Origin of the sequence: Streptomyces sp. WM6386 (assembly GCF_000972385.1) — a bacterium.
Classification (GTDB): Bacteria; Actinomycetota; Actinomycetes; order Streptomycetales; family Streptomycetaceae; genus Streptomyces.
In genome coordinates this window covers 1-25818 of sequence record NZ_JXTE01000090.1, presented here as the reverse complement: position 1 = coordinate 25818, position 25818 = coordinate 1, and the positions used below count along the sequence as shown (strand labels likewise).

Annotated in this window: 21 protein-coding genes; 1 reads left to right on the top strand and 20 read right to left on the bottom strand. The window is 69.7% G+C overall.

Features of this window, described 5'->3' with window-relative positions; all coding sequences use genetic code 11:
• Window positions 1-183: 183 nt before the first annotated feature.
• The 6 genes from TN53_RS36230 to TN53_RS36205 form a co-directional block, all read right to left on the bottom strand.
• A complete protein-coding gene (locus TN53_RS36230) occupies window positions 184-924 on the bottom strand; it encodes an SDR family NAD(P)-dependent oxidoreductase (protein WP_046263065.1) in 741 nt (246 codons plus the stop codon).
• Window positions 925-992: 68 nt separating this feature from the next.
• A complete protein-coding gene (locus tag TN53_RS36225) occupies window positions 993-2579 on the bottom strand; it encodes a Na+/H+ antiporter (RefSeq protein ID WP_046263068.1) in 1587 nt (528 codons plus the stop codon).
• Between the two features lie 125 nt (window positions 2580-2704).
• On the bottom strand, window positions 2705-3175 hold the full coding sequence (locus TN53_RS36220; RefSeq protein WP_046263064.1) for a GNAT family N-acetyltransferase: 471 nt from the start codon (window positions 3173-3175) through the stop codon (window positions 2705-2707).
• The gene (locus TN53_RS36215) at window positions 3172-4116 is read right to left on the bottom strand and encodes an RluA family pseudouridine synthase (protein ID WP_046263063.1); all 945 of its coding nucleotides are present in this window, start codon (window positions 4114-4116) and stop codon (window positions 3172-3174) included. Before TN53_RS36215 ends, TN53_RS36220 begins: the two co-directional genes overlap by 4 nt.
• 77 nt (window positions 4117-4193) lie before the next feature.
• Window positions 4194-4793, bottom strand: a complete 600-nt coding sequence (gene lspA / locus TN53_RS36210; protein ID WP_046263062.1) for a signal peptidase II — start codon at window positions 4791-4793, stop codon at window positions 4194-4196.
• A 61-nt stretch (window positions 4794-4854) separates the two neighbouring features.
• Window positions 4855-5826 (bottom strand): TraR/DksA family transcriptional regulator, encoded by a 972-nt coding sequence (locus tag TN53_RS36205; RefSeq protein ID WP_052745374.1) that lies wholly within the window; start codon window positions 5824-5826, stop codon window positions 4855-4857.
• Between the two features lie 590 nt (window positions 5827-6416).
• On the opposite strand from TN53_RS36205, the gene ileS reads away from it, so the two are divergent.
• On the top strand, window positions 6417-9569 hold the full coding sequence (gene ileS / locus TN53_RS36200) for an isoleucine--tRNA ligase (RefSeq protein ID WP_046263061.1): 3153 nt from the start codon (window positions 6417-6419) through the stop codon (window positions 9567-9569).
• Window positions 9570-9762: 193 nt separating this feature from the next.
• Here ileS and TN53_RS36195 read toward each other — a convergent pair whose 3' ends face one another.
• The 14 genes from TN53_RS36195 to TN53_RS36130 all read right to left on the bottom strand — a co-directional run.
• On the bottom strand, window positions 9763-11001 hold the full coding sequence (locus TN53_RS36195; RefSeq protein WP_046263060.1) for a DivIVA domain-containing protein: 1239 nt from the start codon (window positions 10999-11001) through the stop codon (window positions 9763-9765).
• A 52-nt stretch (window positions 11002-11053) separates the two neighbouring features.
• Window positions 11054-11344 (bottom strand): YggT family protein, encoded by a 291-nt coding sequence (locus TN53_RS36190; protein WP_037937545.1) that lies wholly within the window; start codon window positions 11342-11344, stop codon window positions 11054-11056.
• A 50-nt stretch (window positions 11345-11394) separates the two neighbouring features.
• Window positions 11395-12036 carry a cell division protein SepF gene (locus tag TN53_RS36185; protein ID WP_046263059.1) on the bottom strand — a complete coding sequence of 214 codons (642 nt, stop codon included), beginning with the start codon at window positions 12034-12036 and terminating at the stop codon, window positions 11395-11397.
• A 130-nt stretch (window positions 12037-12166) separates the two neighbouring features.
• Complete coding sequence (locus TN53_RS36180) at window positions 12167-12886, bottom strand: YggS family pyridoxal phosphate-dependent enzyme (protein ID WP_046263058.1); 720 nt, start codon at window positions 12884-12886, stop codon at window positions 12167-12169.
• A gap of 6 nt (window positions 12887-12892) precedes the next feature.
• The gene (gene pgeF, locus TN53_RS36175; RefSeq protein ID WP_046263057.1) at window positions 12893-13621 is read right to left on the bottom strand and encodes a peptidoglycan editing factor PgeF; all 729 of its coding nucleotides are present in this window, start codon (window positions 13619-13621) and stop codon (window positions 12893-12895) included.
• On the bottom strand, window positions 13618-14814 hold the full coding sequence (gene ftsZ / locus TN53_RS36170; RefSeq protein ID WP_046263056.1) for a cell division protein FtsZ: 1197 nt from the start codon (window positions 14812-14814) through the stop codon (window positions 13618-13620). Before ftsZ ends, pgeF begins: the two co-directional genes overlap by 4 nt.
• Before the next feature lie 276 nt (window positions 14815-15090).
• Window positions 15091-15885 carry a cell division protein FtsQ/DivIB gene (locus TN53_RS36165; RefSeq protein ID WP_046263055.1) on the bottom strand — a complete coding sequence of 265 codons (795 nt, stop codon included), beginning with the start codon at window positions 15883-15885 and terminating at the stop codon, window positions 15091-15093.
• 25 nt (window positions 15886-15910) lie between these two features.
• On the bottom strand, window positions 15911-17008 hold the full coding sequence (gene murG / locus TN53_RS36160) for an undecaprenyldiphospho-muramoylpentapeptide beta-N-acetylglucosaminyltransferase (RefSeq protein ID WP_046263054.1): 1098 nt from the start codon (window positions 17006-17008) through the stop codon (window positions 15911-15913).
• Between the two features lie 6 nt (window positions 17009-17014).
• Window positions 17015-18364 carry a putative lipid II flippase FtsW gene (gene ftsW / locus TN53_RS36155; RefSeq protein WP_046263053.1) on the bottom strand — a complete coding sequence of 450 codons (1350 nt, stop codon included), beginning with the start codon at window positions 18362-18364 and terminating at the stop codon, window positions 17015-17017.
• A 20-nt stretch (window positions 18365-18384) separates the two neighbouring features.
• Entirely contained in the window at window positions 18385-19812 is a 1428-nt protein-coding gene (gene murD, locus TN53_RS36150) for a UDP-N-acetylmuramoyl-L-alanine--D-glutamate ligase (RefSeq protein ID WP_046263052.1), read from the bottom strand.
• Window positions 19794-20867, bottom strand: a complete 1074-nt coding sequence (mraY, locus tag TN53_RS36145) for a phospho-N-acetylmuramoyl-pentapeptide-transferase (protein ID WP_199924715.1) — start codon at window positions 20865-20867, stop codon at window positions 19794-19796. The genes murD and mraY overlap by 19 nt, the downstream gene beginning before the upstream one ends.
• Complete coding sequence (locus TN53_RS36140) at window positions 20864-22264, bottom strand: UDP-N-acetylmuramoyl-tripeptide--D-alanyl-D-alanine ligase (RefSeq protein WP_046263051.1); 1401 nt, start codon at window positions 22262-22264, stop codon at window positions 20864-20866. The genes mraY and TN53_RS36140 overlap by 4 nt, the downstream gene beginning before the upstream one ends.
• A gap of 4 nt (window positions 22265-22268) precedes the next feature.
• Window positions 22269-23798 (bottom strand): UDP-N-acetylmuramoyl-L-alanyl-D-glutamate--2,6-diaminopimelate ligase, encoded by a 1530-nt coding sequence (locus TN53_RS36135; protein WP_046263050.1) that lies wholly within the window; start codon window positions 23796-23798, stop codon window positions 22269-22271.
• Window positions 23799-23972: 174 nt separating this feature from the next.
• Window positions 23973-25818: peptidoglycan D,D-transpeptidase FtsI family protein (locus TN53_RS36130; protein WP_046263049.1), on the bottom strand; the 1846-nt coding region annotated here is incomplete at its 5' end.

Genomic DNA, 25818 nt, shown 5'->3' with positions numbered 1-25818 from the left:
CCCGAGGGCCGGCCGCTGACGACCACTCACTGCCCCCGCTCGGCACCCCCATTGACCTGCACGATCTGCGAAGTACTGCACTCTCCCGGGGGACGACCCCCGAACCCCCAGCAGACAAGACGGGCCACCCCGGGGACCGGAGCCGACTCACGAAACAGCCCCACCCGCACCACCCCGCCAAGATCAACGCCCCCGCTCGGCACCCCCATTGACCTGCACGATCTGCGAGGTGACGTGCCCGGCGCCCGGCGAGGCCAGCCATTGCAGCGTGCCGGCGATGTCCCCGGGCGTCCCGGCGCGCCCGTTCGCGGTGTCGGCGACGAGCCGTGCGCGCCGGGCGGGGTCGATGGCCGCCCCGAAGAACTCGGTGTCCTCGATGTAGCCGGGCGCGACGACGTTCACGGTGATCCCGCGCGGTCCGAGCTCCCGGGCCAGGTCATGGGCGTACGGATGCAGTCCGGCCTTGGCCGCCGCGTACGCCCCGCTGCCGGACCCCCGGTAGGCGGCGATGGAGCTGACGAACAGCACCCGCCCGCCGGGCTCGGCGAGCCGGTCCTTCAGGGCCTCGGTGAGCAGCGCCGCGCTCAGCAGATTGAGCCGGAAGTTGACGGTCCAGGCATGGGCGACGGCGTCCAGCGGATCGTCACCGCAGGCGGGCGGTTCGAGCTGCCCGGTCCCGCCCGCGCTGTGGACCAGCACATCCACGGTCCCCAGCTCCCGGGCCACGAACCCGGCGACCCCACGCACCTGCGCCGTGTCACTGAGATCGGCCGCGTACGTCAGCGCCCCCGGCACCCCGGCCTTCTCCAGCACCTCGGCCCGCCGCCCGAGCAGCAGCACCCGATCCCCGTCCGCCGCGAAGGCCTGCGCCGCCGCGAGCCCGATTCCCGTACCGCCACCACTGATCACGATGTTGCGAGACATGCCCCCACCCTAAGAAGGGCCGCCCGCACAGTCGTTGCCCTTTACACGACTGCCATACGACGGACAGCTCACCGCAGGCTGCGCACGTCGAGGTGTCTCAACACCCGGTCCACGACCTCGGGATCGGCCCCCGCCTCACTGCGCGCCGCCAGCACCTCGTGCCGCGCGGCGCTCATCATCTCGCCCTGGATCCGCCGGATCCGCCTCAGTCGCTTCACCCGCTGCTCGTGCGCCTCCCGCCGCTCCTCGTCCGCCATGTCCGGGCTGATCCGCACCCCGATCTCGAACGCCCGCCGCAGCAGCTGCTCGGTCAGCTCCTCCGACAGCTCCTCGACCTCCTCGATCTCCCGCAGTCGGCGTTTGGCGGCCTTGGCGGCACGGATCGCCAGCGTCTTCTCGAACTCCTTCTCCCGCTCGGTGTCGGCCTTCACGCCGAGCTTCTTCACGAGCCAGGGCAGGGTCAGCCCCTGGAGCACGAGGGTCGCCATGATGACGCCGAACGCGATGAAGACGATCTCGTCCCGGTCGGGAAAGGCGGACCCGTCGTCGGTCTTCAGCGGGATCGCCAGGGCCAGCGCCACGGACGCCACTCCGCGCATCCCGGACCACCACATGACGACGGTCTCCCGCCAGCTCATCGGGATCTCCTCGGCGTAGTCCTGCTTGGCGTGCAGCCGCTTGGCGACCCAGGTCGCGGGCAACAGCCACAGCAGCCGGACGAGGACGACGACCCCCACGATCGCGGCCGCCCAGCCGAGCATCTCGCCCCACCGCCCGGACGCGGTCCGGATGGCGTTGTGCAGTTCGAGCCCGATCAGCCCGAAGGCCACGCCGGTGACCAGCGTGTCGACGATGTCCCAGAACGTGTGCCCGGCGAGCCGCGTGAGCACGTCGTCGGCGTCGATGGCGTATTCGGCGAGGAAGAGGGCGGTGGTGAGCACGGCGAGCACCCCGGAGCCGTGGAGCTCCTCGGCCAGCACATAGGAGGCGTACGGCACGAGGAGGGTGAGGCCGATCTGCAGGGTCGCGTCGTCGAGCAGATCCATGAGCTTGTTGGCGCCCCAGCCGAGGGCGACGCCGACGACGACGGCGACCACGGCGGACAGCACCAGGTCGAGGCCGGCCCGCCAGGGCGAGAACGTGCCGCTGACGGCCGCGGCGATCGCCACGTGGTACAGCACGATCGCCGTCACGTCGTTGAAGAGCCCCTCCCCCTCCAGGATCGACACCAGTCGGCGCGGCAGCCCGAGCTGCCCGGCGACGGCGGTCGCCGCGACCGGGTCGGGCGGTGCGACCAGCGCCCCGAGGGCCACGGCGGCGGCGATCGGCAGCCCCGGCACGATCGCGCCCGCGACGAGGGCCACACACAGGGTGGTGACGAACACCAGCGCCACGGCGAGTAGGAAGATCGGCCTGATGTTGGCCGCGAACTGCCGCCAGGAAGTCCGCCGTACGGCGGCGTAGAGCAGCGGTGGCAGCAGGAGCGGCAGGATCAGCTCCGGCGAGATCTCGACGTTGGGCACGAAGTCGAGCAGCGCGAGGACGATCCCGAGCAGGGTCATCAGCACCGGCGCCGGCAACCCGACCCGGTCACCGACCGGGACGCTCACCACGGCCCCGAGCAACAGCACGAACAGCAGGGCCAACTGATCCACGGTCAGCACTCCGATGAGCTCTGGGCGTCGGACGACAGACCTCAAGCCTGCCACGCCACGGTTCTCACCAGTGTTTTCGGCACCCTGTGTTACAGAGCGCACCCCTCGCTACAGAGCACCCCTCGCTACAGAGCGCGCCGCATCCCCCGGTGCGCTCTCCCCGCCTCCAGGTACTCCGGCCCGTACGCCTCGTACCCCAGCCGCTCGTAGAACCCCAGCGCATGCGTCTGCGCGTGCAGATCCACCGCCGCCAGCCCCAGCGCCCGTGCCGCGTCCTCGATGGCCCGCACGAGCGCGACACCGACCCCCAGTCCGCGCGCCTCCTGGGTGACGGCGAGCCGCCCGAGCGATCCCAGCGTCAGGTCACCGCCGACCTTGTCCGCGGCCGGAGAGCCGTGCAGCAGCCGACCGGTGCCCAGCGGCACCCCGTCGTCCCGCACGGCCAGCACATGCACGGCGACGGCGTCGTACGCGTCGTACTCCAGGTCCTGCGGCACCCCCTGCTCGGCGACGAAGACCTCCTTGCGCACCGCGAAGCACAGCTCGCGGTCGGCGGGGTCCTCGGCGACCCGGACCGCGTACGACGGCAGACTCATCCGTACGTCTCCTCGCGGACCTGGTCCAGGGCCTTCTGCAGGTCGGCCGGGTAGTCGCTCTCGAACTCGACCCACTGTCCGTCCCCGGGGTGCTCGAAGCCGAGGCGGACGGCGTGCAGCCACTGGCGGGTCAGGTGCAGCCGCTTGGCGAGGGTCGGGTCGGCGCCGTAGGTCAGGTCGCCGACGCAGGGGTGGCGGTGGGCGGCCATGTGGACGCGGATCTGGTGGGTGCGGCCGGTCTCCAGCTTCACGTCGAGCAGGGAGGCCGCGCGGAACGCCTCGATGAGGTCGTAGTGGGTGATCGACGGCTTGCCCTCGGCCGTGACCGCCCACTTGTAGTCGTGCTGGGGGTGGCGGCCGATGGGTGCGTCGATGGTGCCGCTCGTCGGGTCCGGGTGGCCCTGCACAAGCGTGTGGTAGCGCTTGTCGACCGTGCGCTCCTTGAACTGGCGCTTGAGCGAGGTGTACGCCCGCTCCGACTTGGCGACCGTCATGAGGCCGGAGGTGCCCACGTCCAGCCGGTGCACGATGCCCTGGCGCTCGGCGGCGCCGGAGGTCGAGATCCGGTAGCCGGCGGCGGCGAGACCGCCGATGACGGTCGGCCCGGTCCAGCCCGGCGAGGGGTGCGCGGCGACGCCGACGGGCTTGACGATCACGATCACGTCATCGTCGTCGTGCACGATCTCCATGCCCTCGACGGGCTCGGCGACGATCTGCACGGGCGCCGGCGCCTGTGGCATCTCCACCTCGAGCCAGGCGCCGCCATGGACCCGCTCGGACTTCCCGACCACCGACCCGTCGACCGCGACCTTCCCCGCGGCGGCGAGTTCGGCGGCCTTGGTACGGGAGAAGCCGAACATGCGGGAGATGGCGGCGTCGACACGCTCGCCCTCCAGGCCGTCGGGCACGGGCAGGGTACGGATCTCGGGAATCGGGCTCACTCGACGAGTATGCAGGACAGCGCCGACGGCCCCGACGCGAGCCTGTGGAAAACCCTCGGCCGGGACCCCTCGATCCCTCAGTCCTTGTGGACGGTCCCGTCCGGGTCGAGGCCCTTGAAGGACAGCAGCACGATCAGGATGCCGCCGCACACGATCGCCGAGTCGGCCAGGTTGAACACCGCGAAGTGCTTGGGCGCGATGAAGTCCACGACCGCGCCCTCGAAGACGCCGGGCGAGCGGAAGATCCGGTCGGTGAGGTTGCCGAGCGCACCGCCCAGCAGCATGCCCAGCGCGATCGCCCAGGGCAGGCTGTAGAGCTTGCGGGCGAGCCGGGCGATCACCACGATCACGGCGGCCGCGATCACCGTGAAGATCACGGTGAAGGCCTCGCCGAAGCCGAAGGCCGCGCCCGCGTTGCGGATCGCCTCGAACTTCAGCCAGTCCCCGATGATCTCGATCGGCGCGTGGTGCTCCAGCTTGGCGACCACGATCATCTTGCTGCCCAGGTCGAGGACGTACGCGAACGTGGCGACCGCGAACAGCACGGCGATCCGCCGCTTCCCCCTGGGCCGCGCCTCGGCGCTCCCCTGCCTCTCCGCACCGGATGACTGCTCCGGCTCGGTCTCCGCCCCCTCCGGGGAGTCCGGCGTACCGATGATGCGCTCCGCCTCTGCCACGTGAGTCCCTCGACCTAGGTACCTGACTGAGGACGAGGGTACGGCACGCCCCACCGCACCCTCAGTACCGGCGTTCCTGCTTCTGCTTGCACTCCACACAGAGCGTGGCCCGCGGGAAGGCCTGCATACGCGCCTTGCCGATGGCCTTGCCACAGTTCTCGCACAGGCCGTAGGTACCCGCGTCGAGCCGCTCCAGGGCGCGCTCGGTCTGGATCAGCATCTCGCGCGCGTTGGCCGCGAGGGCCATCTCGTGCTCGCGCGTGATGTTCTTGGTGCCGGTATCGGCGTCGTCGTCGCCCGCACCGTCCCCGGAGTCCCGCATCAGGCCCACGAGGGACTCCTCGGACGACGTGATCTCGGCGCCCAGCCGCAGCGCCTCGGACTGGAGCTCGGCACGCGCCTCCTGGACCTCCTCCGGCGTCCAGGGGTCCTCGCCGGGGCGGACCGCGAGCTCGCCCGGCTCCACCGCCGCGGCGAGGCGTGCCTTGGGGACGGCGGTCTTCGCCGCCGTGGCCGTGCCAGGAGTCTTCTTCGCAACCACCGTCGTGGCTCCCGTCTGCTTCGCGGCCTGCGCCGCGCCCGCCTTCTCGGCCGTGCTCTTGCCGGCCGCACTCTTCGTGGAGCTGGTCTTCGTCGAGGTGCTCTTCGCGGCAGCGGTCTTTTTGGCCGCCGTCTTGTCGGCCGCCGTCTTCTTCGCCGCCGCCTTCTTGACAGTCGTCTTCGTGGCCGCCGTCTTCGTGGCCGTCTTCTTCACGGCGGCCTTCTTGGCCGCCGGTCTCTCGGGCCCCTCCTTCTCGACGGTCTTCCGCGCGGGAGCCGCCTTGGACGCCATGGCCTTCTTGGCCGGAGTCTTCTTCGCGGGGCTCTTGGCCACCGCCGTCTTCACGGCCTTGCCGGCCTTGGCGGCACGCCCCTCGGCACCTCCCTGTGCACTCTTCTTCCCACCCACGTCCTTGGCCGCACCACCGGAGGCCTTGGCAGCCCCCGAACTGCCCGACGCCGACTGCTGTACGGCGGTCTTCTTCGCCACCATGGCCGCGGCCCCTTCACATATTGTGATCTTGCACGCGAATCGTGCTGGGACGATAAATCGACTTGAGTCCCACGGCAACGGGGCACACCGACCGATTCGCCCGGCTCGCGCATGGGGCGCGCCGAACCTTCATGCGTTGTGCCCAGCTCCCCGCCGGGTAATCCGCCGTGCCGTGCGTCCCAGAATCCGAACACGCGTACCGCTCCATTCGGGTCACTCCCCGCCGTGCGACGCCCGCGTCCCCGGGCACGGAAAACCGGTCGGCCGCTGTCCGTGCGGCGCCGTACACTGGGCGGAGCGAAAAGCATGGATGGGGACGAGTAGCGGCGTACGCGGCCCAGAGCGACCCGGGGATGGTGGAAGCCCGGGGGCGAGCGCGACGTGAAGATCACCCCGGAGCCGCCGGAAGAAGCCCCACGTGGGGTGGTAGACCCGGCATCGCGACCCCAATGAGGGGGCTCATCGGTGCGAAAGGCGCACCGGGGAGCCAAGGAGGGTGGTACCGCGGGAGCGCGCCGAAACCGGCGTACACAAGACAGCTCTCGTCCCTCCGGACGGAAGGCAGCAAGTCCGCCGGAGGAAGCTCGCTGATGACATCGCCTACGTACCGCCAGGTGCCCGCCCAGGTCGACCTGCCCGCCCTCGAGCACGCCGTGCTCGAGTTCTGGCGCGAGCAGAAGATCTTCGCCAAGAGCCTGGAGCAGTCCGAGGGCCGCCCCGAATGGGTGTTCTACGAGGGCCCGCCCACCGCCAACGGCATGCCCGGCGCCCACCACATCGAGGCGCGCGTCTTCAAGGACGTCTTCCCGCGCTTCCGCACCATGCGCGGCTACCACGTGGCCCGCAAGGCCGGCTGGGACTGCCACGGCCTCCCGGTGGAGCTCGCGGTGGAGAAGGAGCTCGGCTTCTCCGGCAAGCAGGACATCGAGGCGTACGGCATCGCGGAGTTCAACGCCAGGTGCCGCGACTCCGTGCTGCGCCACACCGACGCCTTCTCCGAGCTGACGACCCGCATGGGCTACTGGGTCGACCTCGACGACGCCTACGTCACGATGGACCCCGAGTACATCGAGTCGGTCTGGTGGTCGCTCAAGGAGATCTTCAACAAGGGCCTGCTGGTCCAGGACCACCGCGTCGCCCCCTGGTGCCCCCGCTGCGGCACCGGCCTCTCCGACCATGAGCTGGCGCAGGGCTACGAGACGGTCGTCGACCCGTCCGTGTACGTCCGTTTCCCGCTCACCTCCGGTCCGCTCGCCGGTGAGGCCGCGCTCCTGGTGTGGACGACCACGCCCTGGACGCTGGTCTCCAACACCGCGGTCGCCGCCCATCCCGAGGTCACCTACGTCGTGGTGACCGACGGCCAGGAGAAGCTCGTCGTCGCCGAGCCCCTCGTCGCCAAGTCGCTCGGCGAGGGCTGGGAGACCACCGGCCAGTCCTTCACCGGCGCCGAGATGGAGCGCTGGACCTATCAACGTCCGTTCGAGCTCGTGGAGTTCCCGGAAGCGGCACATTTCGTCGTCAACGCCGAATACGTCACGACCGAGGACGGTACGGGCCTGGTCCACCAGTCCCCCGCCTTCGGTGAGGACGACCTCAAGGTCTGCCGCGCGTACGGACTGCCCGTGGTGAACCCCGTCCGCCCCGACGGCACCTTCGAGGAGGACGTCCCCCTGGTCGGCGGCGTCTTCTTCAAGAAGGCGGACGAACAGCTCACCGCGGACCTCCAGCAGCGCGGCCTCCTCTTCAAGCACATCCCGTACGAGCACAGCTACCCGCACTGCTGGCGCTGCCACACCGCGCTCCTCTACTACGCGCAGCCGTCCTGGTACATCCGCACCACCGAGGTCAAGAACCGTCTCCTCCAGGAGAACGAGAAGACCAACTGGTTCCCGGACACGGTCAAGCACGGCCGCTTCGGCGACTGGCTGCAGAACAACATCGACTGGGCGCTGTCCCGCAACCGCTACTGGGGCACCCCGCTGCCGATCTGGCGCTGCGAGGACGACCACCTGACCGTGGTCGGCTCCCGCGCGGAACTCACCGAGCTGACGGGCACGGACCAGTCGGGCCTGGACCCGCACCGCCCGTTCATCGACGACGTCACCTTCGGCTGCCCGCAGTGCGCGAAGACGGCCACGCGCGTGCCGGAGGTCATCGACGCCTGGTACGACTCGGGTTCGATGCCGTTCGCGCAGTGGGGCTACCCGTACAAGAACAAGGAGCTGTTCGAGAGCCGGTACCCGGCGCAGTTCATCTCCGAGGCCATCGACCAGACGCGCGGCTGGTTCTACACCCTCATGGCCATCGGCACCCTGGTCTTCGACAAGTCCTCGTACGAGAACGTCGTGTGCCTCGGCCACATCCTCGCCGAGGACGGCCGCAAGATGTCCAAGCACCTGGGCAACATCCTGCAGCCGATCCCGCTGATGGACCAGCACGGCGCGGACGCGGTGCGCTGGTTCATGGCGGCGGGCGGTTCCCCGTGGGCGGCCCGCCGCGTGGGCCACGGCACGATCCAGGAGGTCGTCCGCAAGACGCTCCTGACGTACTGGAACACGGTCGCCTTCCAGGCGCTGTACGCGCGCACGTCGAACTGGGCACCGTCCGCGGCCGACCCGGCCCCGGCCGACCGCCCGGTCCTGGACCGCTGGCTGCTGTCCGAACTCCACGCGCTCACCGACCAGGTGACGCAGGCTCTGGAGGCGTACGACACCCAGCGCGCCGGCAAGCTCCTGTCCGCGTTCGTCGACGACCTGTCCAACTGGTACGTCCGCCGCTCCCGTCGCCGCTTCTGGCAGGGCGACAAGGCCGCGCTGCGCACACTGCACGAGGTCGTCGAGACGGTGACGAAGCTGATGGCCCCGCTGACCCCGTTCATCACCGAGCGGGTCTGGCAGGACCTGGTGGTTCCGGTCTCCCCGGCCGCCCCGGAGTCGGTGCACCTGGCGTCCTGGCCGGAGGCGGACCTCGACGCCATCGACCCGGAGCTGTCGAAGCAGATGGTCCTGGTGCGCCGGCTCGTGGAGCTGGGCCGGGCCACGCGCGCGGAGTCGGGTGTGAAGACCCGTCAGCCGCTGTCCCGTGCGCTCATCGCCGCGACCGGCTTCGACGCCCTCGACCGTGAACTGCACGCGCAGATCACGGAGGAGCTGAACGTCGAGTCCCTGGCGTCGCTGAGCGAAGTCGGCGGCAGCCTGGTGGACACCACCGCCAAGGCCAACTTCCGCGCCCTGGGCAAGCGTTTCGGCAAGCGCGTCCAGGAGGTGGCGAAGGCCGTCGCGCACGCCGACGCGGCCGCCCTGTCCCTCGCCCTGCGCGAGGGCACGGCGTCGGTCGAGGTCGACGGCGAGACGATCACCCTGGCCCCGGACGAGGTGATCATCACAGAGACCCCGCGCGAGGGCTGGTCGGTGGCGTCCGACTCGGGTGCGACGGTCGCTCTCGACCTGGAGATCACCGAGGAGCTGCGGCAGGCGGGCCTCGCCCGTGACGCGATCCGTCTGATCCAGGAGGCCCGCAAGAACAGCGGCCTCGACGTGGCCGACCGCATCGCGCTGCGCTGGACGTCCACGGACCCGGCGGTGATCGCGGCCCTGACCGAGCACGCGAGGCTGATCGCCGACGAGGTCCTGGCGACCGCCTTCCTGAACGAGCACAGCGACCAGGGTGAGGCGGACGCCACATACGGCGATGCCTTCACCGACGAGGGTCTGTCGCTGACGTTCCGCCTGCGCAAGGCGTAACCGCAGGACAGCCGAGGGCCCGGCCCCCCCACTCGGGGAGCCGGGCCCTTCCGGTTCCCTCGCCTGCGCAGTCCCAGGCGCAGACGCAAGCACAGGCACAGCGATCAACACGCGTAAAAGGGGCGAGCCCCGGACCGGAGTCCGGGGCTCGTCCCTTTGAACGCTGCCGACGCCTAAGGCGTACTACAACTCGTCAGTTGTCGTCCTCGTCGATGAGGAACCCGCGCATCGGCGACGGGGCCTGGCCCATCGGGCCGGGGCCCTGCGGCCGGACCGGAGCCATCGGCTGGGTCATCGCGGGCGACATCTGCTGCTGGCCACCGTAGGACGGCGCCGCCGGAGCCGGGGCTCCGCCCATGCCGCCCGGGTTGCCGCCGTACGACGGGGCGCTCGCGCCGGCCGGGGCCATGGAGGGCGCCGGGGACGGCGGAAGCGACGCGGTCGCGGGGGTGCGCGGCGGGGCCAGCGAGTCGTCGGCCTGGGTCTCCAGCTGACGCAGCTGCGACTCCAGGTAGGACTTCAGCCGTGTGCGGTACTCGCGCTCGAAGCCGCGCAGGTCCTCGACCTTGCGCTCCAGCGTGGCGCGGGCGGACTCCAGGGAGCCCATCGCGACGCGGTGCTTCTCCTGCGCGTCCCGCTCCAGGGCGTCGGCCTTGGCACGGGCGTCACGCTCGAGACCCTCGGCACGCGAACGCGCCTCGCCGACGATCTTGTTGGCCTCGGAACGGGCCTCGGCGATCGCCTGGTCGGCGGTCTGCTGGGCCAGCGAGAGGACACGAGCGGCGCTGTCGCCACCGGGACCCTGACCCGGACCGCCCATGGGGCCACCGCCCATGGGGCCACCCATCGGACCGCCCATGGGGCCGCCCATCTGCTGCTGCATGGGGGGCTGGCCACCCATCGGACCCTGACCCATCGGACCCTGACCCATCGGGCCCTGACCCATCGGACCCTGGCCCATCGGACCGGGACCCTGCTGGCCACCCTGACCACCGCTGGGACCGGCAGGCAGCTGCGGCGCACCGCTCGGCAGCTGAGGCGGGCCGCCCATGGGGCCGCCCATCTGCTGCTGCGGCGGGCCCGATATGCCGGCCGGCACGGGGCCGCCGGGCCCACGCATGCCCTGCTGCGGCATTCCGCCCTGCTGGGGCATACCCTGCTGCGGCATTCCGCCCTGCTGGGGCATACCCTGCTGCTGGTCCTGGGGGCCGCCGGGGCCCTCCGGAGGCTTGCGCATGTTCTGCTGGTTCTGAGCAGCGGCACGCGTCGCCGCGGCCAGTTTGGCGCGCAGGTCCTCGTTCTCGCGCAGCAGGCGCGTCAGTTCGGCTTCGACCTCATCGAGGAAGGCATCGACCTCGTCCTCGTCATAGCCTTCTCGGAGGCGGACGGTCGTGAACTGCTTGTTCCGCACGTCCTCGGGGGTCAACGGCATCTCTTCACCTCAACGTAGTCATCGGCAGTCGGCAAGACCGTATCGTCCACTGTCACCTCGCGAGATTCCCCACGATGGAGATCAAGATGTAGACGATGATCATCAGTACGAAGAAGGACAGGTCGAGCGCCACGCCCCCGAGACGCAGCGGCGGGATGAACCGCCGCAGAAGCTTCAGCGGTGGATCGGTGACAGTGTAGGTGGCCTCCAGAACGACCACCATCGCCTTGCCAGGTTGCCACGAGCGGGCGAACTGGAAGACGTAGTCCATGACCAACCGGAAGATGAGCACGATGAGGAACACCATCAGCGCGATGTAGATCACCTGCGCGAACACGCCCATGGCCTGTCTTTCCCTCTCCCCTGTTCCGTACTTCTTACCGGTCGGCTGTCTCAGCTCTGATTGAAGAACCCGCCCTCTGCGATACGGGCCTTGTCCTCCGCCGTGACATCGACGTTAGCAGGCGACAACAGGAACACCTTCTGCGTCACCCGCTCGATGCTGCCGTGAAGACCAAACACCAAACCAGCCGCAAAGTCGACAAGTCGCTTGGCGTCTGTGTCATCCATCTCAGTCAGATTCATGATCACCGGGGTGCCCTCACGGAAGTGTTCCCCGATGGTACGGGCCTCGTTGTAGGTCCGCGGGTGGAGCGTGGTGATCCGGTAAGGCTCTCGTTCCGACACGACCTTGGGCATGATCACCGGTGCGTTCTTCTCCAGGCTTTGACGTTCTTGTGTGATGGACGCCACGGGCGCGATCCGCGCGGGACGTCCGGATTCAGCGGCCAGCGAAGCGGAACGGGCGATCGGCTCGCGCGACACCGACGGCTGCACGATTCGCACCTCTTCGTCCCTTTGGGACTGATGTGCACTGTGTGCCTGGTGCACCGGCTCATGCCGCCGGTGGTCACGCTCGGGCTCCGGGTCCAGTTCGGGTTCGAAGTCGTCATCGGGGTCGAAACCGCGGCCGTCGTAACCATCGTCCTCCACGAGGCCGAGGTAGACCGCCATCTTGCGCATCGCGCCGGCCATGCTCTGAGTCCTCCGCTCTGTGGTGGATCGGCTGACGAACTGCCAAGTGCCCGCGATCCACGTGGTCGTTACACCCGCCTTTCGGCGGTAATGACCATATTTTCTGCTGTGGTCCGACTTCCTGGCGACGTTACCCGAGCCTCGCGCGGACTCCGAGTACCGCCGTACCGACGCGCACATGTGTCGCTCCGGCTGCCACGGCCTGCTCGAGATCCGCACTCATCCCTGCCGACACCATGTTCGCAGCCGGATGGGCTCGGCGCAGGTCGGTCGACAAATCCATCAGCCGCTCGAACGCCGCGAGTTCGCGTCCCGCGTAAACACCGGTGAGCGGTGCGACGGTCATCAGACCCGCCAGCCGCAGACCCGGCGCCGCTGCCACGAGTTCGCCCAACTCTTCGATTCCATCGGGCCCGACACCCCCGCGCTCCCCGCGTCCGCCTTCGCTCGCGTCGAGCGCGACCTGGATCAGACAGCCGAGTTCTCGCCCCTGCCGCTCCGCTTCCCTGGAGAGCGCCGTGACGAGTCGAGCACGGTCGACGGACTGCACCATATCGGCATAACCAGCCACAGAACGCACCTTGTTGGTCTGCAGCTGGCCCACGAAATGCCAAGTCAGCGGCAAATCCGAGCACTCGGCGGCCTTGGGTGCCGCGTCCTGGTCCTTGTTCTCGGCGACGTCGCGCACACCGAGTTCCGACAGCATGCGCACATCGCTCGCGGGGTAGGTCTTGGTGACCACGATCAGGGTCACCTCCTCGCGCTTGCGGCCCGCGGCCGCGCACGCGGCGGCGATCCGGTCCTCCACCTGCGCCAGGTTTGCGGCGAGTTCGCCCTTACGGTCCGTCATGCTCTCTCAGTCCAACCAGACATATCCCGCGAGTCGCCCCGTGGTGCGATCGCGGCGGTACGAGTAGTGGTCGCCCGACTCGAGCGTGCACACCGGCGACTGCTCCCGGTCGCGCACCCCGAGCCGTTCGAGCTGCGCGTGCACTCCGGCGGTCACGTCCACCGCGGGGGTGCCCCAGCTCGTCTCGGCGTACGCCGCCGGTTCGACGGCGGCCACGTCGGCGCGCATCGCATCCGGCACCTCGTAGCACCGGCCGCAGACGGCGGGTCCGGTGCGGGCGACGATCCGGGCGGGCTCGGCGCCGAGTTCGGTCATGGCCCGTACGGCGGCCGGGACGACCCCGGCGATCATGCCGGGCCGCCCCGCGTGGGCCGCGCCGACGACTCCGGCGACGGGGTCGGCGAGCAGAACGGGCGTGCAGTCGGCGGTGAGGACGGCGAGGGCGAGGCCGCGCTCGCCGGTGACGACGGCGTCGACCTCCGGCACCGGACGGTCGCCCCACACCTCGGAGACCACAGCCACCTCCGCCCCGTGCACCTGGTTCATCCAGACCGCCCGGCCGGGGTCGATCCCCAGCGACTTGGCGGCCAGTTCGCGATTCGTGCGTACGGCGCCGGCGTCGTCGCCGACCGCCCCGCCGAGGTTGAGCTCCTCGTACGGAACGGCGCTCACCCCGCCCCACCTGTCGGTGAAGGCGAAGTGCGCGCCGCTCACGGTGTCGCGCTGTCCTATCACTTCAGGAAGTCCGGCACGTCCAGCTCCTCGGCCGCACTGTCCGAGTAGGTCCGCGACGGCGGCACCGGCGGGGCGACCGGGAGGTCGGCCACCGGCTCGGGCGCGGGCTCCGGCTCCTCCTTCGGCGTGACACTGCCGAGCGAGCCGAAGGACGGACGGCTCTCGGTCTGCCGTACCGGAGTGGGCTCCTCGCGGCGGGCCGAGGACGAGGTCGAACCGAGGACGGTGTCCCGGCGGGCCGGCGGCTGGCCGCCGTCGAAGCCGGCCGCGATCACGGTGACCCGGACCTCGTCGCCGAGGGCGTCGTCGATGACCGCGCCGAAGATGATGTTGGCCTCGGGGTGGGCGGCCTCGGAGACCAGCTGGGCGGCCTCGTTGATCTCGAACAGACCGAGGTCGGAGCCACCGGAGATGGAGAGGAGGACGCCGCGGGCGCCGTCGATGGAGGCCTCGAGGAGCGGCGAGGAGATCGCCATCTCGGCGGCGGCCACCGCGCGGTCGTCGCCGCGGGCCGAGCCGATGCCCATGAGAGCCGAACCGGCCTCGGACATGACCGACTTGACGTCGGCGAAGTCGAGGTTGATCAGACCCGGCGTGGTGATGAGGTCGGTGATGCCCTGGACGCCGGAGAGCAGGACCTGGTCGGCCGACTTGAAGGCGTCGAGGACCGAGACCTGGCGGTCCGAGATGGACAGCAGCCGGTCGTTCGGGATGACGATGAGGGTGTCGACCTCTTCGCGGAGTTCCGCGATGCCGTCCTCGGCCTGGTTGGCGCGACGGCGGCCCTCGAAGGTGAAGGGGCGGGTGACCACGCCGATGGTGAGGGCGCCGAGGTTGCGGGCGATGTTGGCCACGACGGGTGCGCCGCCGGTACCGGTGCCGCCGCCTTCGCCGGCCGTCACGAAGACCATGTCGGCCCCCTTGAGGACCTCCTCGATCTCCTCGCGGTGGTCCTCGGCCGCCTTGCGGCCGACGGCCGGGTTGGCTCCGGCGCCGAGTCCGCGGGTGAGTTCACGGCCGACGTCGAGCTTGACGTCGGCGTCGCTCATCAACAGCGCCTGAGCGTCGGTGTTGATGGCGATGAACTCGACGCCCTTGAGACCGACCTCGATCATCCGGTTGATGGCATTGACACCACCGCCGCCGACACCGATGACTTTGATGACTGCGAGGTAGTTCTGCGGTGCTGCCACGTCGAAGGCCTCTCGCCTCGAGTTACGTGTCGTCGTCTCGCGGGTGATGCGATACGCGACGGATGCCGAATGGGACGGTCCATAGCGCCGACCCGAACCCTAACGTTGAAGTTTAGGGTTACCAGTGTGTCTGTTCCCTGGAGTCTTCTGAACAGGACACTAAGTCGACAAGTGGCGCACGTTCAACGAACACGCCGAACCTCCCGTTTTTCTTTTCACCCTATGTGATCAGCCGTAGCGGTAGCCAACCAGGGTGCTGGCCTGCGCGGATGTACGTCAACTCCCTGATGACGCAGGGGCGGTGGGAACCGAGACGTCGAAGTACCGCGCGCCGGGCGCCGCTTTCAGAAGAGCGGTGAGCGTACGGGCCTTGGCGGCACCCTTCTCGCCACTCCCCCACGCGATGGTCCTGCCGTCGCCCAACTCCAGTGAGATGTCGTCGTACGAACGCACCTTGACGGTCCGGGCGCTCTTCGCGACGGCGGCCGGAATGTCACCGGCGACCCGGACGGCTTCGCGCACGAGCCGGTCCTCGCCGAAGCGGCGCAGGCTCGCGGCGCCGGAGCCCGACTCGGAGACCGTCAATTCCAGTGCGGGAACGTCTTTCGGGGCCAGAGAAACCGTGGCAAAACGGACGCCGTCATCGTCCACTTCGACAAACTTTCCGCCCTTTTCGACAATCAGAACCGGAGTGCGCTCAACCACTTTCAGGCCGATTCCATGGGGCCAGGAGCGGACCACATCAACCGAGTCAATTCGGGGCAATTTCCGGAGCAACCGTGCCTCAATCGCATCGGTGTCGACGGAAATCAGCGGCGATCCGACCGGCACGGCGGCCGCCTCGCGTACCTGTCCGGGCGTCAGAACACCGGTACCGGAGACCGACACCCGCTCCACGCGCAGCCACTGCGAGCCGTACAGGGCCCAGACGCCGCCCGCGCCCAGCAGGACCAGGACGACGGCGAGAACGATGATCGTACGAGGCTGAGGCGCCCTCAACCGTCGGACAGGGGGCGGGCCGGACGACTCCTGCTGGCGTTCACCGCGCTCGGCGGTCGTCGTTCCGGCCACGCTGCCTGCCCTTCGTCACATGTGCCTAGCGGTGTGCACGGTTGGCGGCGATCGCCTCGTACACCATGCCGACGAGCAGGTCGTCGGCGTCCCGGCGGCCGAACTCGGCGGCGGCGCGGGACATCTGGTAGAGCCGGTGCGGGTCGGCGAGCACGGGCAGCACGTTCTGCTGGACCCACTCGGGGGTGAGCTCCGCGTCGTCGACCAGCAGACCACCGCCGGCCTTGACCACCGGCTGGGCGTTGAGCCGCTGTTCGCCGTTGCCGATGGGCAGCGGAACATAGGCGGCCGGCAGTCCGACGGCGGAGAGTTCGGCGACGGTCATCGCGCCCGCACGGCAGAGCATCATGTCGGCCGCGGCGTACGCGAGGTCCATCCGGTCCACGTACGGTACCGGGATGTACGGGGGCATCCCCGGCATCTGGTGCACCTGTGGCAGTTCGTTCTTCGGGCCGACCGCGTGCAGGACCTGGATGCCGGCCTGCTGGAGCCAGGGGGCGACCTGCTGGACGACCTCGTTGAGGCGGCGGGCGCCCTGGGAGCCGCCGGAGACCAGCAGGGTCGGCAGGTTGGGGTCGAGGCCGAACATCGCGCGGGCCTCGGGGCGGACCGCGGCCCGGTCGAGGGTGGCGATGGTGCGGCGCAACGGGATGCCGATGTAGCGGGCGCCCCGGAGCTTGCTGTCCGGGGTGGAGACGGCGACCTGGGCGGCGTACCGCGAGCCGATCTTGTTGGCGAGACCGGGCCGGGCGTTGGCCTCGTGGATGATGATCGGCACCCCGAGCCGCTTGGCGGCGAGATAGCCGGGCAGGGCCACATACCCGCCGAAGCCGACGACGGCGTCCGCCTTGGTGCGCTCCAGGATCTGCTCGGCCGCCTTGATCGTGCCGCGCAGCCGGCCCGGGACGGTGATCAGCTCAGGGGTGGGCTTGCGTGGCAGCGGCACCGCCGGGATCAGCGCGAGCTCATAGCCCCGCTGTGGGACGAGCGTGGTCTCCAGGCCGCGCTCCGTGCCGAGGGCCGTGATCCCCACGGTCGGGTCCTGCCTGCGCAGGGCGTCCGCGAGGGCGAGCGCGGGCTCGATGTGGCCGGCGGTCCCCCCACCGGCGAGTACGACATGCACCGAAATTCACCGCTCTCCGGACGAACGCGCCGAGGCACGCCGTCGCATCGTGTTCCATCTCCGAGGCCCCGTGGGCCCCCCGCCACCCCGCTTTCTACCAAAGCGGGGCTGCCGCAGCGAAAGCGCTGCCCGTGCAGCGGGCTCGTCACGTGCGAAGGCGATCAGCAGCCCGATGGCGAACATGGTCGGCAGCAGGGCGGATCCTCCGTAGGAGAACAGCGGGAGCGGGACACCGGCGATCGGCAGCAGGCCGAGCACCGCACCGATGTTGATCACCGCCTGTGCGGTGATCCAGGTGGTCACGCCTCCCGCGGCATACCTGACGAAGGGGTCCTCCGTGCGGCCGGCCACGCGGATACCCGCATAGCCTAGAGCCGCGAAGAGGGCGAGCACCGACAGCGTCCCCGCCAGGCCCAGCTCCTCACCGGTGACGGCGAAGATGAAGTCCGTGTGGGCTTCCGGGAGTTGGCCCCATTTTTCCACACTGGCGCCGAGCCCGGAGCCGAAGATTCCACCGGATGCGAGCGCGTAGATTCCGTGCACGGCCTGCCAGCAGGCGTCGCCCGGGCCCGGATCGGTGGCACCGATGCACTGGAGCCGGGCCATCCGGTTGGGGCTGGTCTTGATGAGGATCATGCCGATCGCGGCGGCGACCGACAGTACTCCGACGAACAGCCGGGTCGGCGCCCCCGCGAGCCACAGAAGGCCGAAAAGGATCGCTGTGAGGATGATCGCGGTACCCATGTCACCGCCGAGCATGATCAGCCCGAGCAGCATGAAGGCGACCGGGACGAGCGGCACCAGCATGTGCTTCCACTGGGTCAGCAGCTTCTTGTCCTGCTTGCGGGCCAGCAGGTCGGCGCCCCACAGCACCAGGGCGAGCTTGCCGAACTCACTGGGCTGGATCTGGAAGGAACCGCCGAGCGCGATCCAGTTCTGGTTGCCGTTGACCGCCATCCCTATCCCCGGCACCTGCACCAGCGCCATGAGGAACACGGCGCCCGCGAGGATCGGGTAGGCCAGCGCCCGGTGCAGCTTCACCGGCATCCGCGAGGCGACGAGCAGCAGTACGGCGCCGATCGCGGCGGCGAGCAGCTGCTTGCGGAAGAAGTACGAGCCCGGCAGCGACATCTGCAGCGCCTTGATCTGGGAGGCCGAGTAGACCATCACCAGACCGAGCACGGTGATCAGCAGACTGCCACCGAGGATCAGGTAGTACGCCGTCAGCGGCCGGTCCCAGGCGTCGCGCGCGCGCGTGTAGAGCCGTTGGACGGGATTCCGGCGCGCTGTCCGGGAAGCGGCGGGACGTCTGACGGCCCGCTGCACGGGCGGTCGGCCGGTACGGCTGCTGGGCATCAGAGCCTCCGCTACGTCGGTCAGGAGCCGAGTTCGCGAACCGCCTCCGCGAACGCGTCACCGCGCTTGTTGTAGTTGGTGAACATGTCCATGGAGGCACAGGCCGGGGCCAGCAGCACCGTGTCGCCGGGCTGTGCCAGCCGCTTCGCCTCCGTCACCGCCTGGAGCATCGCCCCAGTGTCGGTCCGGTCGAGGTCGACCACGGGTACTTCCGGTGCGTGTCGCGCGAGGGCTTCGCGGATCAGAGCCCGGTCGGCACCGATCAGAACCACAGCACGAAGTCGCTTTGCCGACTTGGCGACCAGTTCGTCGAAGGAAGCGCCCTTGGCGAGCCCGCCCGCGATCCAGACGATGGACTCGTACGCCGCCAACGAGGCCTCCGCCGCGTGGGTGTTGGTGGCCTTGGAGTCGTCGACGTAGGCGACACCGTCCACATCGGCCACGTGCGCGATGCGGTGCGCGTCCGGCGTGAAGGCCCGCAGACCGTCCCGTACGGCCTTGGGGGGCACCCCGAAGGCGCGTGCGAGCGCCGCCGCCGCAAGGGCGTTGGCGATGTTGTGCGGGGCCGGCGGGTTGACGTCGGAGATCTCGGCGAGCTCCTGGGCGTTCTTCTGCCGGTTCTCGACGAAGGCGCGGTCGACCAGGATGCCGTCCACGACGCCGAGTTGGGAGGGGCCGGGGGCGCCGAGAGTGAACCCGATGGCCCGGCAGCCCTCCTCGACGTCCGCCTCGCGCACCAGGTCCTCGGTGGACGGTTTGTCGGTGGCATCCACGTTGTAGACGCAGGCGATGCGATTGCCCTCGTAGATACGGCCCTTGTCGGCGGCGTACGCCTCCATGGAGCCGTGCCAGTCGAGGTGGTCCGGCGCCAGGTTCAGGACGGCGGCGGAGTGGGCGCGCAGGGAGGGTGCCCAGTGGAGCTGGTAGCTCGACAACTCCACGGCGAGTACGTCGTACTGCTCCTCGCCGAGCACCGCGTCCAGCAGGGAGACGCCGATGTTGCCGACGGCGGCGGTGCGCAGGCCGGCCGCCTTCAGGATGGACGCCAGCATCTGGGTGGTCGTGGTCTTGCCGTTGGTGCCCGTGATCGCTAGCCAGGGTGCCGCGTCGGGGCCGCGCAGCCGCCAGGCGAGCTCCACGTCCCCCCAGACGTCGACGCCGGCCTCGCGGGCCGCCACGAACAGCGGCTTGTCGGGCTTCCAGCCGGGTGCGGTGACGATGAGCTCGGTGCCCTCGGGCAGGGTCGCGCCGTCGCCGAGACGTACCGGGATGCCCAGTGCCTCCAGTTCGGCGGCCTGCTCACGCGCGCGTGCGTCGTCGCCGTCGTTGACGACCGTGACGATCGCTCCACGCGCGTGCAGCACCTTGGCCGCCGGGATGCCGGAGACGCCGAGTCCGGCGACGGTGACGTGCTTCCCCTGCCAGTCGGTCACTTTTCTGCTGCCCATCCCGCGTAGAAGAGACCCAGGCCGACGATCACACAGATGCCCTGGATGATCCAGAAGCGGACCACGACAAGGACTTCTGACCAGCCCTTGAGTTCGAAGTGGTGCTGGAGCGGCGCCATTCGGAAGACGCGCTTGCCGGTGAGCTTGAAGGAGCCGACCTGGATGACGACCGACATCGTGATGAGGACGAACAGACCGCCCATGATGGCCACGAGGAGCTCGGTGCGGGAGCAGATCGCCAGGCCCGTGAGGACACCGCCGAGGGCGAGCGAACCGGTGTCGCCCATGAAGATCTTCGCCGGCGAGGTGTTCCACCACAGGAAGCCGAGGCAGGCACCCATCAACGCCGAGGCGATGACCGCCAGGTCGAGGGGGTCTCGTACCTCGTAGCAGGCCCCCGGGTTGGTCAGGGTGATCGCGTTGGCGCAGGACTCCTGGAACTGCCAGACACCGATGAAGGTGTAGGCACCGAAGACGAGCACGGAGGCGCCGGTGGCCAGGCCGTCCAGACCGTCCGTCAGGTTCACGCCGTTCGACATCGCGAGGATCATGAACAGCGCCCAGACCACGAACAGCACCGGGCCGATCTTCCAGCCGAAGTCCGTGATGAACGACAGCTTGTCGGAGGCCGGAGTGTTGTTGCGGGCGTCCGGGAACATCAGCGCGAGCACCGCGAAGCTGATGCCGACGATCAGCTGACCGGCCATCTTCGCCTTGGCCCGCAGGCCCAGCGAGCGCCGCTTGACGATCTTGATGTAGTCGTCGAGGAAGCCGACCAGACCCATGCCGACCATCAGGCCGAGCACCAGCAGACCCGAGTAGGTCGGGGGGTAGCCGGTGATGACCTTGGACAGGAAGTAGGCGGCGACCGTCGCGAAGATGAAGGCGATACCGCCCATCGTCGGCGTACCGCGCTTGCTGGCGTGCTCACGCGGGCCGTCGTCGCGGATGTACTGGCCGTAGCCCTTGCGGGCCAGCAGCTTGATCAGCAGCGGGGTGCCGACCAGGGTCAGGAACAGACCAATGACCCCTGCGAACAGAACCTGCTTCATCATCGGGCGGCAACCTCACCCTCGGCGCCGAGCAGCGCCGTGGCGACGCTCTCCAGGCCGACCGAACGGGACGCCTTCACGAGTACGACGTCTCCCGGGCGCAGCTGACTGCGCAACAGATCGACCGCCGCCTGTGCGTCGGACACGTGCACCGACTCCTCACCCCACGAACCCTCGTTATATGCGCCCAGTTGGAGCCAGGACGCTTCCCTGCCCCCGACCGCGACGAGCTTGCTGACGTTGAGCCGGACGGCGAGCCGTCCGACCGCGTCGTGCTCGGCGAGCGCCTCGTCCCCGAGCTCGGCCATCTTGCCGAGCACCGCCCAGGTCCGCCGCCCCCGGCCCATGGCTGCCAGGGCGCGCAGGGCGGCCCGCATGGACTCTGGGTTGGCGTTGTAGGCGTCGTTGACGACGGTCACGCCGTCCGGGCGCTCGGTGACCTCCATCCGCCAGCGGGAGAGGGAGCCCGCCTCGGAGAGCGCGGTGGCGATCTCTTCCGCGGACATACCCAGCTCATGGGCGACGGCGGCCGCTGCGAGCGCGTTCGACACGTGGTGCTCACCGTACAGGCGCATGGTCACGTCGCTTGCACCGGAGGGTGTGCGAAGCCTGAAGGAGGGCTGTCCGGTGTCCGTGAGTCTCACGTTCTCGGCGCGTACGTCCGCTTCGTCGGACTCTCCGAAAAGGATCACCTTCGCCTTCGTACGGGAGGCCATGGCCCGTACGAGAGGATCGTCGGCGTTGAGAACGGCCGTGCCGTCCTTGGGCAGACCCTCGACGATCTCTCCCTTGGCCTGCGCGATCTGCTCCCGGCCGCCGAACTCGCCGATGTGGGCGGTGCCGACGTTGAGGACGAGGCCGATCTTCGGGGGCGTCAGATCCGTGAGGTAGCGGATGTGGCCGACGCCGCGGGCGCCCATCTCCAGGACGAGGAACCTCGTCTCGTCGGTGGCGCTGAGGGCGGTCAGCGGCAGCCCGATCTCGTTGTTGAACGAGCCGGGGGTCCACACCGTCGGCGCCTTGCGCTGCAGCACCTGGGCGATCAGGTCCTTGGTGCTGGTCTTGCCCGCCGAGCCGGTCAGGGCGACGAGGGTCGCGCCGAGACGTCGTACGACATGACGGGCGAGGGCACCGAGGGCCCTCTGCACGTCGTCCACGACGATCGCGGGCACGCCTACGGGCCGCGACGCCAGTACGGCGACCGCGCCCGATGCGACGACCTGCTCGGCGAAGTCGTGGCCGTCGACGCGTTCGCCGACGAAGGCGACGAAGAGGCTGCCGGGCTCCACCTCGCGGGAGTCCCGGACCACCGATCCGGTGACCTGGACGGACGGATCCGGTATGTCGTGGGTCTGCCCGCCGACGACTGAGGCGATCTCGGCGAGAGAGAGGGCGATCACAAGTTCATCCCTGGGTCTTCTGGATGGCTTCTCGAAGCACCTGGCGGTCGTCGAAGGGACGGACCACTCCGGCGATGTCCTGGCCCTGCTCGTGGCCCTTGCCTGCGACCAGCACGGTGTCGCCCGGCTGTGCGCGGGAGACGGCGGCGGCGATCGCGGCGGCCCGGTCCTCGAAGACCTGGACCTCGCCGCGCTCGTGTGCTGGTACGGACGCCGCGCCCTCGAGCATGGTTGCAAGGATCGCGAGCGGGTCCTCCGAGCGGGGGTTGTCGGAGGTCAGTACGGCGGTGTCGGCGAGCCGGGCCGCGGCGGCGCCCATCGGCGCGCGCTTGGTCGTGTCACGGTCCCCGCCACAGCCGAGCACGATGTGCAGCCTGCCCTCGGTGACCTTGCGGAGTGCTTTGAGAACGGACTCGACGGCGTCCGTCTTGTGGGCGTAGTCCACGACCGCGAGATACGGCTGGCCGGCGTCCACACGCTCCAGGCGCCCCGGCACGCCCGGCACCGCGGCGATGCCGTCGGCGGCGGTCTGCGGGTCGAGGCCCGCGGCGGCGAGGGCGGTGATCGCGGCGAGGGTGTTGGCCACGTTGAAGGGCCCGGCGATCGGCGACCTGGCGGCGATCCGCTCGCCCTTGGGGCCGAGCACGGTGAACGTCGAGTCCATCGGGCCGACCTGGACGTCCTCGGCACGCCAGTCGGCGTCGGGGTGGCCCTCGGCGGAGAAGGTGACGACCGGGACCGTGGCTTCCTTGGCGAGCCTGCGGCCGTACTCGTCGTCGACGTTGACCACGCCGAGCCGGCTGCGTTTCGGCGTGAAGAGCTGTGCCTTGGCCCGGAAGTAGTCCTCCATGTCGGAGTGGAACTCCATGTGTTCCGGGCTGAGGTTGGTGAAGACGCCGATGTCGAAGACACAGCCGTCGACCCGGCCGAGCACCAGCGCGTGGCTGGACACCTCCATCGCGACCGCCTCGACACCGCGCTCGCGCATGACCGCGAACAGGGCCTGGAGGTCGGTGGCTTCGGGGGTGGTGCGCTCGGACTTGATGCGCTCGTCGCCGATCCGCATCTCGACGGTGCCGATGAGTCCGGTGTTGCGGACGGCCTTCAGGCCGCCCTCCACCAGGTACGCGGTGGTGGTCTTTCCGGAGGTGCCGGTGATGCCGATCTGGAGCAGATCGCGGCCCGGACGGCCGTAGATGGTGGCCGCGAGTTCGCCCATCCGCGCGCGCGGGTCGTCGACGACCAGCACCGCAAGCCCCGTCGCCGCGGCGCGCTCGGCGCCGGTCGGGTCGGTCAGCACGGCGACCGCGCCGAGGCCGGCGGCCTGGGTGACGAAGTCGGCGCCGTGCAGGCGGGCGCCCGGGAGGGCGGCGTACAGGTCGCCGGGGCGGACGGCGCGCGAGTCATGGGTGATGCCCGTGACCTCCGCCGTGCTTGTCGAGGTCCCCGGCTGTTCGACACCCAGCTGACCGGCGAGCTCCGCGAGGGGTGTGGCGGAGACCTGAACCGGCCTGGGCGGCCCCGGATATGTCACGGGATGGCCCTTCTGGGTGGTTTGGGACTGATCAGCGTGTGGCACGGCGGTGAGCGTACCGGGCACACCCCGTTCGGAGCGAAGTGAGGGCACGGGCGTGCCCTGGTTCCCGGCATCGGGAGTGATCGTTGTCACGAGCTGATTCCTGGGTGGTTCCGTGCTGAGCGGTACAGGTCAGGGTTTGAAGGTGACGGGGAGGTTGGCGGACTTGGCCCCGGTGGGCGGGACCTGGAGGGTCTTCAGGGCGAACTCCATGACCTGCTTGTAGACGGGTCCGCAGATCTGGCCGCCGAAGTAGCTGCCCTCGGTGGCGTTCTGGATGGCGCAGTAGACGGTGACGCGGGGGTTGTCGGAGGGCGCGAATCCGGCGAACGAGGAGGTGTAGCCGTGGTACTTGCCGGTGGCCGGATCCACGCGGTTGGCCGTACCCGTCTTGCCCGCGACCCGGTAGCCGGGAATGCGCGCCTTGGCGCCGGTGCCCTCCCGGTCGTCCACCACCGACTCCAGCATCCGGGCGAGGGTCTTCGCCGTCTTCTCGCTGATCACCCTGGACTTCTCGGGCTTCGCGGCGGGCGTGAAGCGTCCGTCGGGTCCCTGGGTGCCGCGGACGAGCGTGGGCTCGACGCGTACGCCGCCGTTGGCGATCGTCGAGTAGACGGACGCGGCCTGCATCGCGTTGAGGGAGACGCCCTGGCCGAAAGGAATCGTGTACTGCTGCGAGGTCGACCAGTCCTGCGGCGCCGCGAGGATGCCCTTGGTCTCGCCGGGGAAGTCGAGGCCGCTGTAGCTGCCCAGGCCGAACTTGCGCAGATACGAGTAGAGGACCTGGTTGGCCTGCGCCTGGGTCTTGCCGAGCTGACCGGTGGCCAGGATGGTGCCGATGTTGCTGGACTTGGCGAGCACGCCGTTGAGCGTGAGGTACCAGGTCTCGTGGTCGATGTCGTCCTTGAAGAGCCGGTCGCCGCGGTGCAGCCGGTTGGGCACGACGACGTGCGTCTGCGGCGTGGCGGCGTGCTCCTCCAGCACGGCGGCCATCGACATGACCTTGGCGGTGGAGCCGGGCTCGTAGGCATCCTCCAGAGCCCAATTGTGCAGGGTGCCCGGGTCGGCCTGGGACAGGTCGCCCGGGTCGAAGCCGGGCGAGTTGGCCATGGCGAGGATCTCGCCGGTCTGTGTGTCCTGCACTATCACGTACCCGCGGTCCGCCTTGGACTTCTTCACCTGCTCGGTGATGGCGTCCTGGGCGGCCCACTGGATGTCGCGGTCGATGGTGAGCTCGACGTCGCTGCCGGGGACCGCCGGGGTCTCGGTGGAGCCCGCGGTCGGGACCTGGCGGCCGCCGGCCTGGGCGTAGCGGATCTTGCCGTCCTTGCCGGACAGCAGGGTGTTCAGCTTCTGCTCGACCCCGCCGCCGCCCTTGCCGTCGGCGTTGACCCAGCCCAGTATCCCGGCGGCGAGGTCGCTGTTCGGGTACACGCGCTTGCTGGTGGCGACCGCGAAGACGCCGGCGAGGACGTTGACGGTGGTGCGGTCGTCGTCGGCCTTGGTGGCCAGTGCGCTCTTGAGGTCCTTGATCTGCTTCCAGACCTGCGGCGTCTGCCGGCCGGCGAGCTTGACGTACTGCCCCTTGGTCCGCAGCTTCTCGGTCAGCTCGGCCTGGTCCTGGCCGAGGATCGGGGCGAGCAGGGCGGCGGCCTGCTCGGGACCGTCGTCGATCTTGAGCTGTTCGCGGCTGAAGAGCGTGGGGTCGGCCGTGATGTCGTACGCGTCCACGCTGGTCGCCAGGGCCACGCCGGAGCGGTCGGTGATCTGGCCGCGCTCGGCGGCCAGCGTGTAGCCGACGTACCGGTTCTGCTCGGCCTGGGCGGCATAGGTGCCGGCCTCGACGGCCTGGACCTGGAGCAGGCGTACGGCGAAGGCGATCAGTACGAGGGTCAGGCCGAGGCCGACCATGCGGAGCCGGGGCCGGGGGCTGCCGAGCCGGATGATGCGCGGGCCCGTGGGGCGCGCGGCCGGGGGG

Excerpts from the sequence above, each read along its gene's own strand:
- TN53_RS36230 (WP_046263065.1), bottom strand. The coding sequence starts at position 924 with ATGTCTCGCAACATCGTGATCAGTGGTGGCGGTACGGGAATCGGGCTC.
- TN53_RS36220 (WP_046263064.1), bottom strand. The coding sequence starts at position 3,175 with ATGAGTCTGCCGTCGTACGCGGTCCGGGTCGCCGAGGACCCCGCCGAC.
- TN53_RS36205 (WP_052745374.1), bottom strand. The coding sequence starts at position 5,826 with ATGGTGGCGAAGAAGACCGCCGTACAGCAGTCGGCGTCGGGCAGTTCG.
- ileS (WP_046263061.1), top strand. The coding sequence starts at position 6,417 with ATGACATCGCCTACGTACCGCCAGGTGCCCGCCCAGGTCGACCTGCCC.
- TN53_RS36195 (WP_046263060.1), bottom strand. The coding sequence starts at position 11,001 with ATGCCGTTGACCCCCGAGGACGTGCGGAACAAGCAGTTCACGACCGTC.
- TN53_RS36190 (WP_037937545.1), bottom strand. The coding sequence starts at position 11,344 with ATGGGCGTGTTCGCGCAGGTGATCTACATCGCGCTGATGGTGTTCCTC.
- TN53_RS36185 (WP_046263059.1), bottom strand. The coding sequence starts at position 12,036 with ATGGCCGGCGCGATGCGCAAGATGGCGGTCTACCTCGGCCTCGTGGAG.
- TN53_RS36180 (WP_046263058.1), bottom strand. The coding sequence starts at position 12,886 with ATGACGGACCGTAAGGGCGAACTCGCCGCAAACCTGGCGCAGGTGGAG.
- ftsW (WP_046263053.1), bottom strand. The coding sequence starts at position 18,364 with ATGCCCAGCAGCCGTACCGGCCGACCGCCCGTGCAGCGGGCCGTCAGA.
- murD (WP_046263052.1), bottom strand. The coding sequence starts at position 19,812 with ATGGGCAGCAGAAAAGTGACCGACTGGCAGGGGAAGCACGTCACCGTC.
- mraY (WP_199924715.1), bottom strand. The coding sequence starts at position 20,867 with ATGATGAAGCAGGTTCTGTTCGCAGGGGTCATTGGTCTGTTCCTGACC.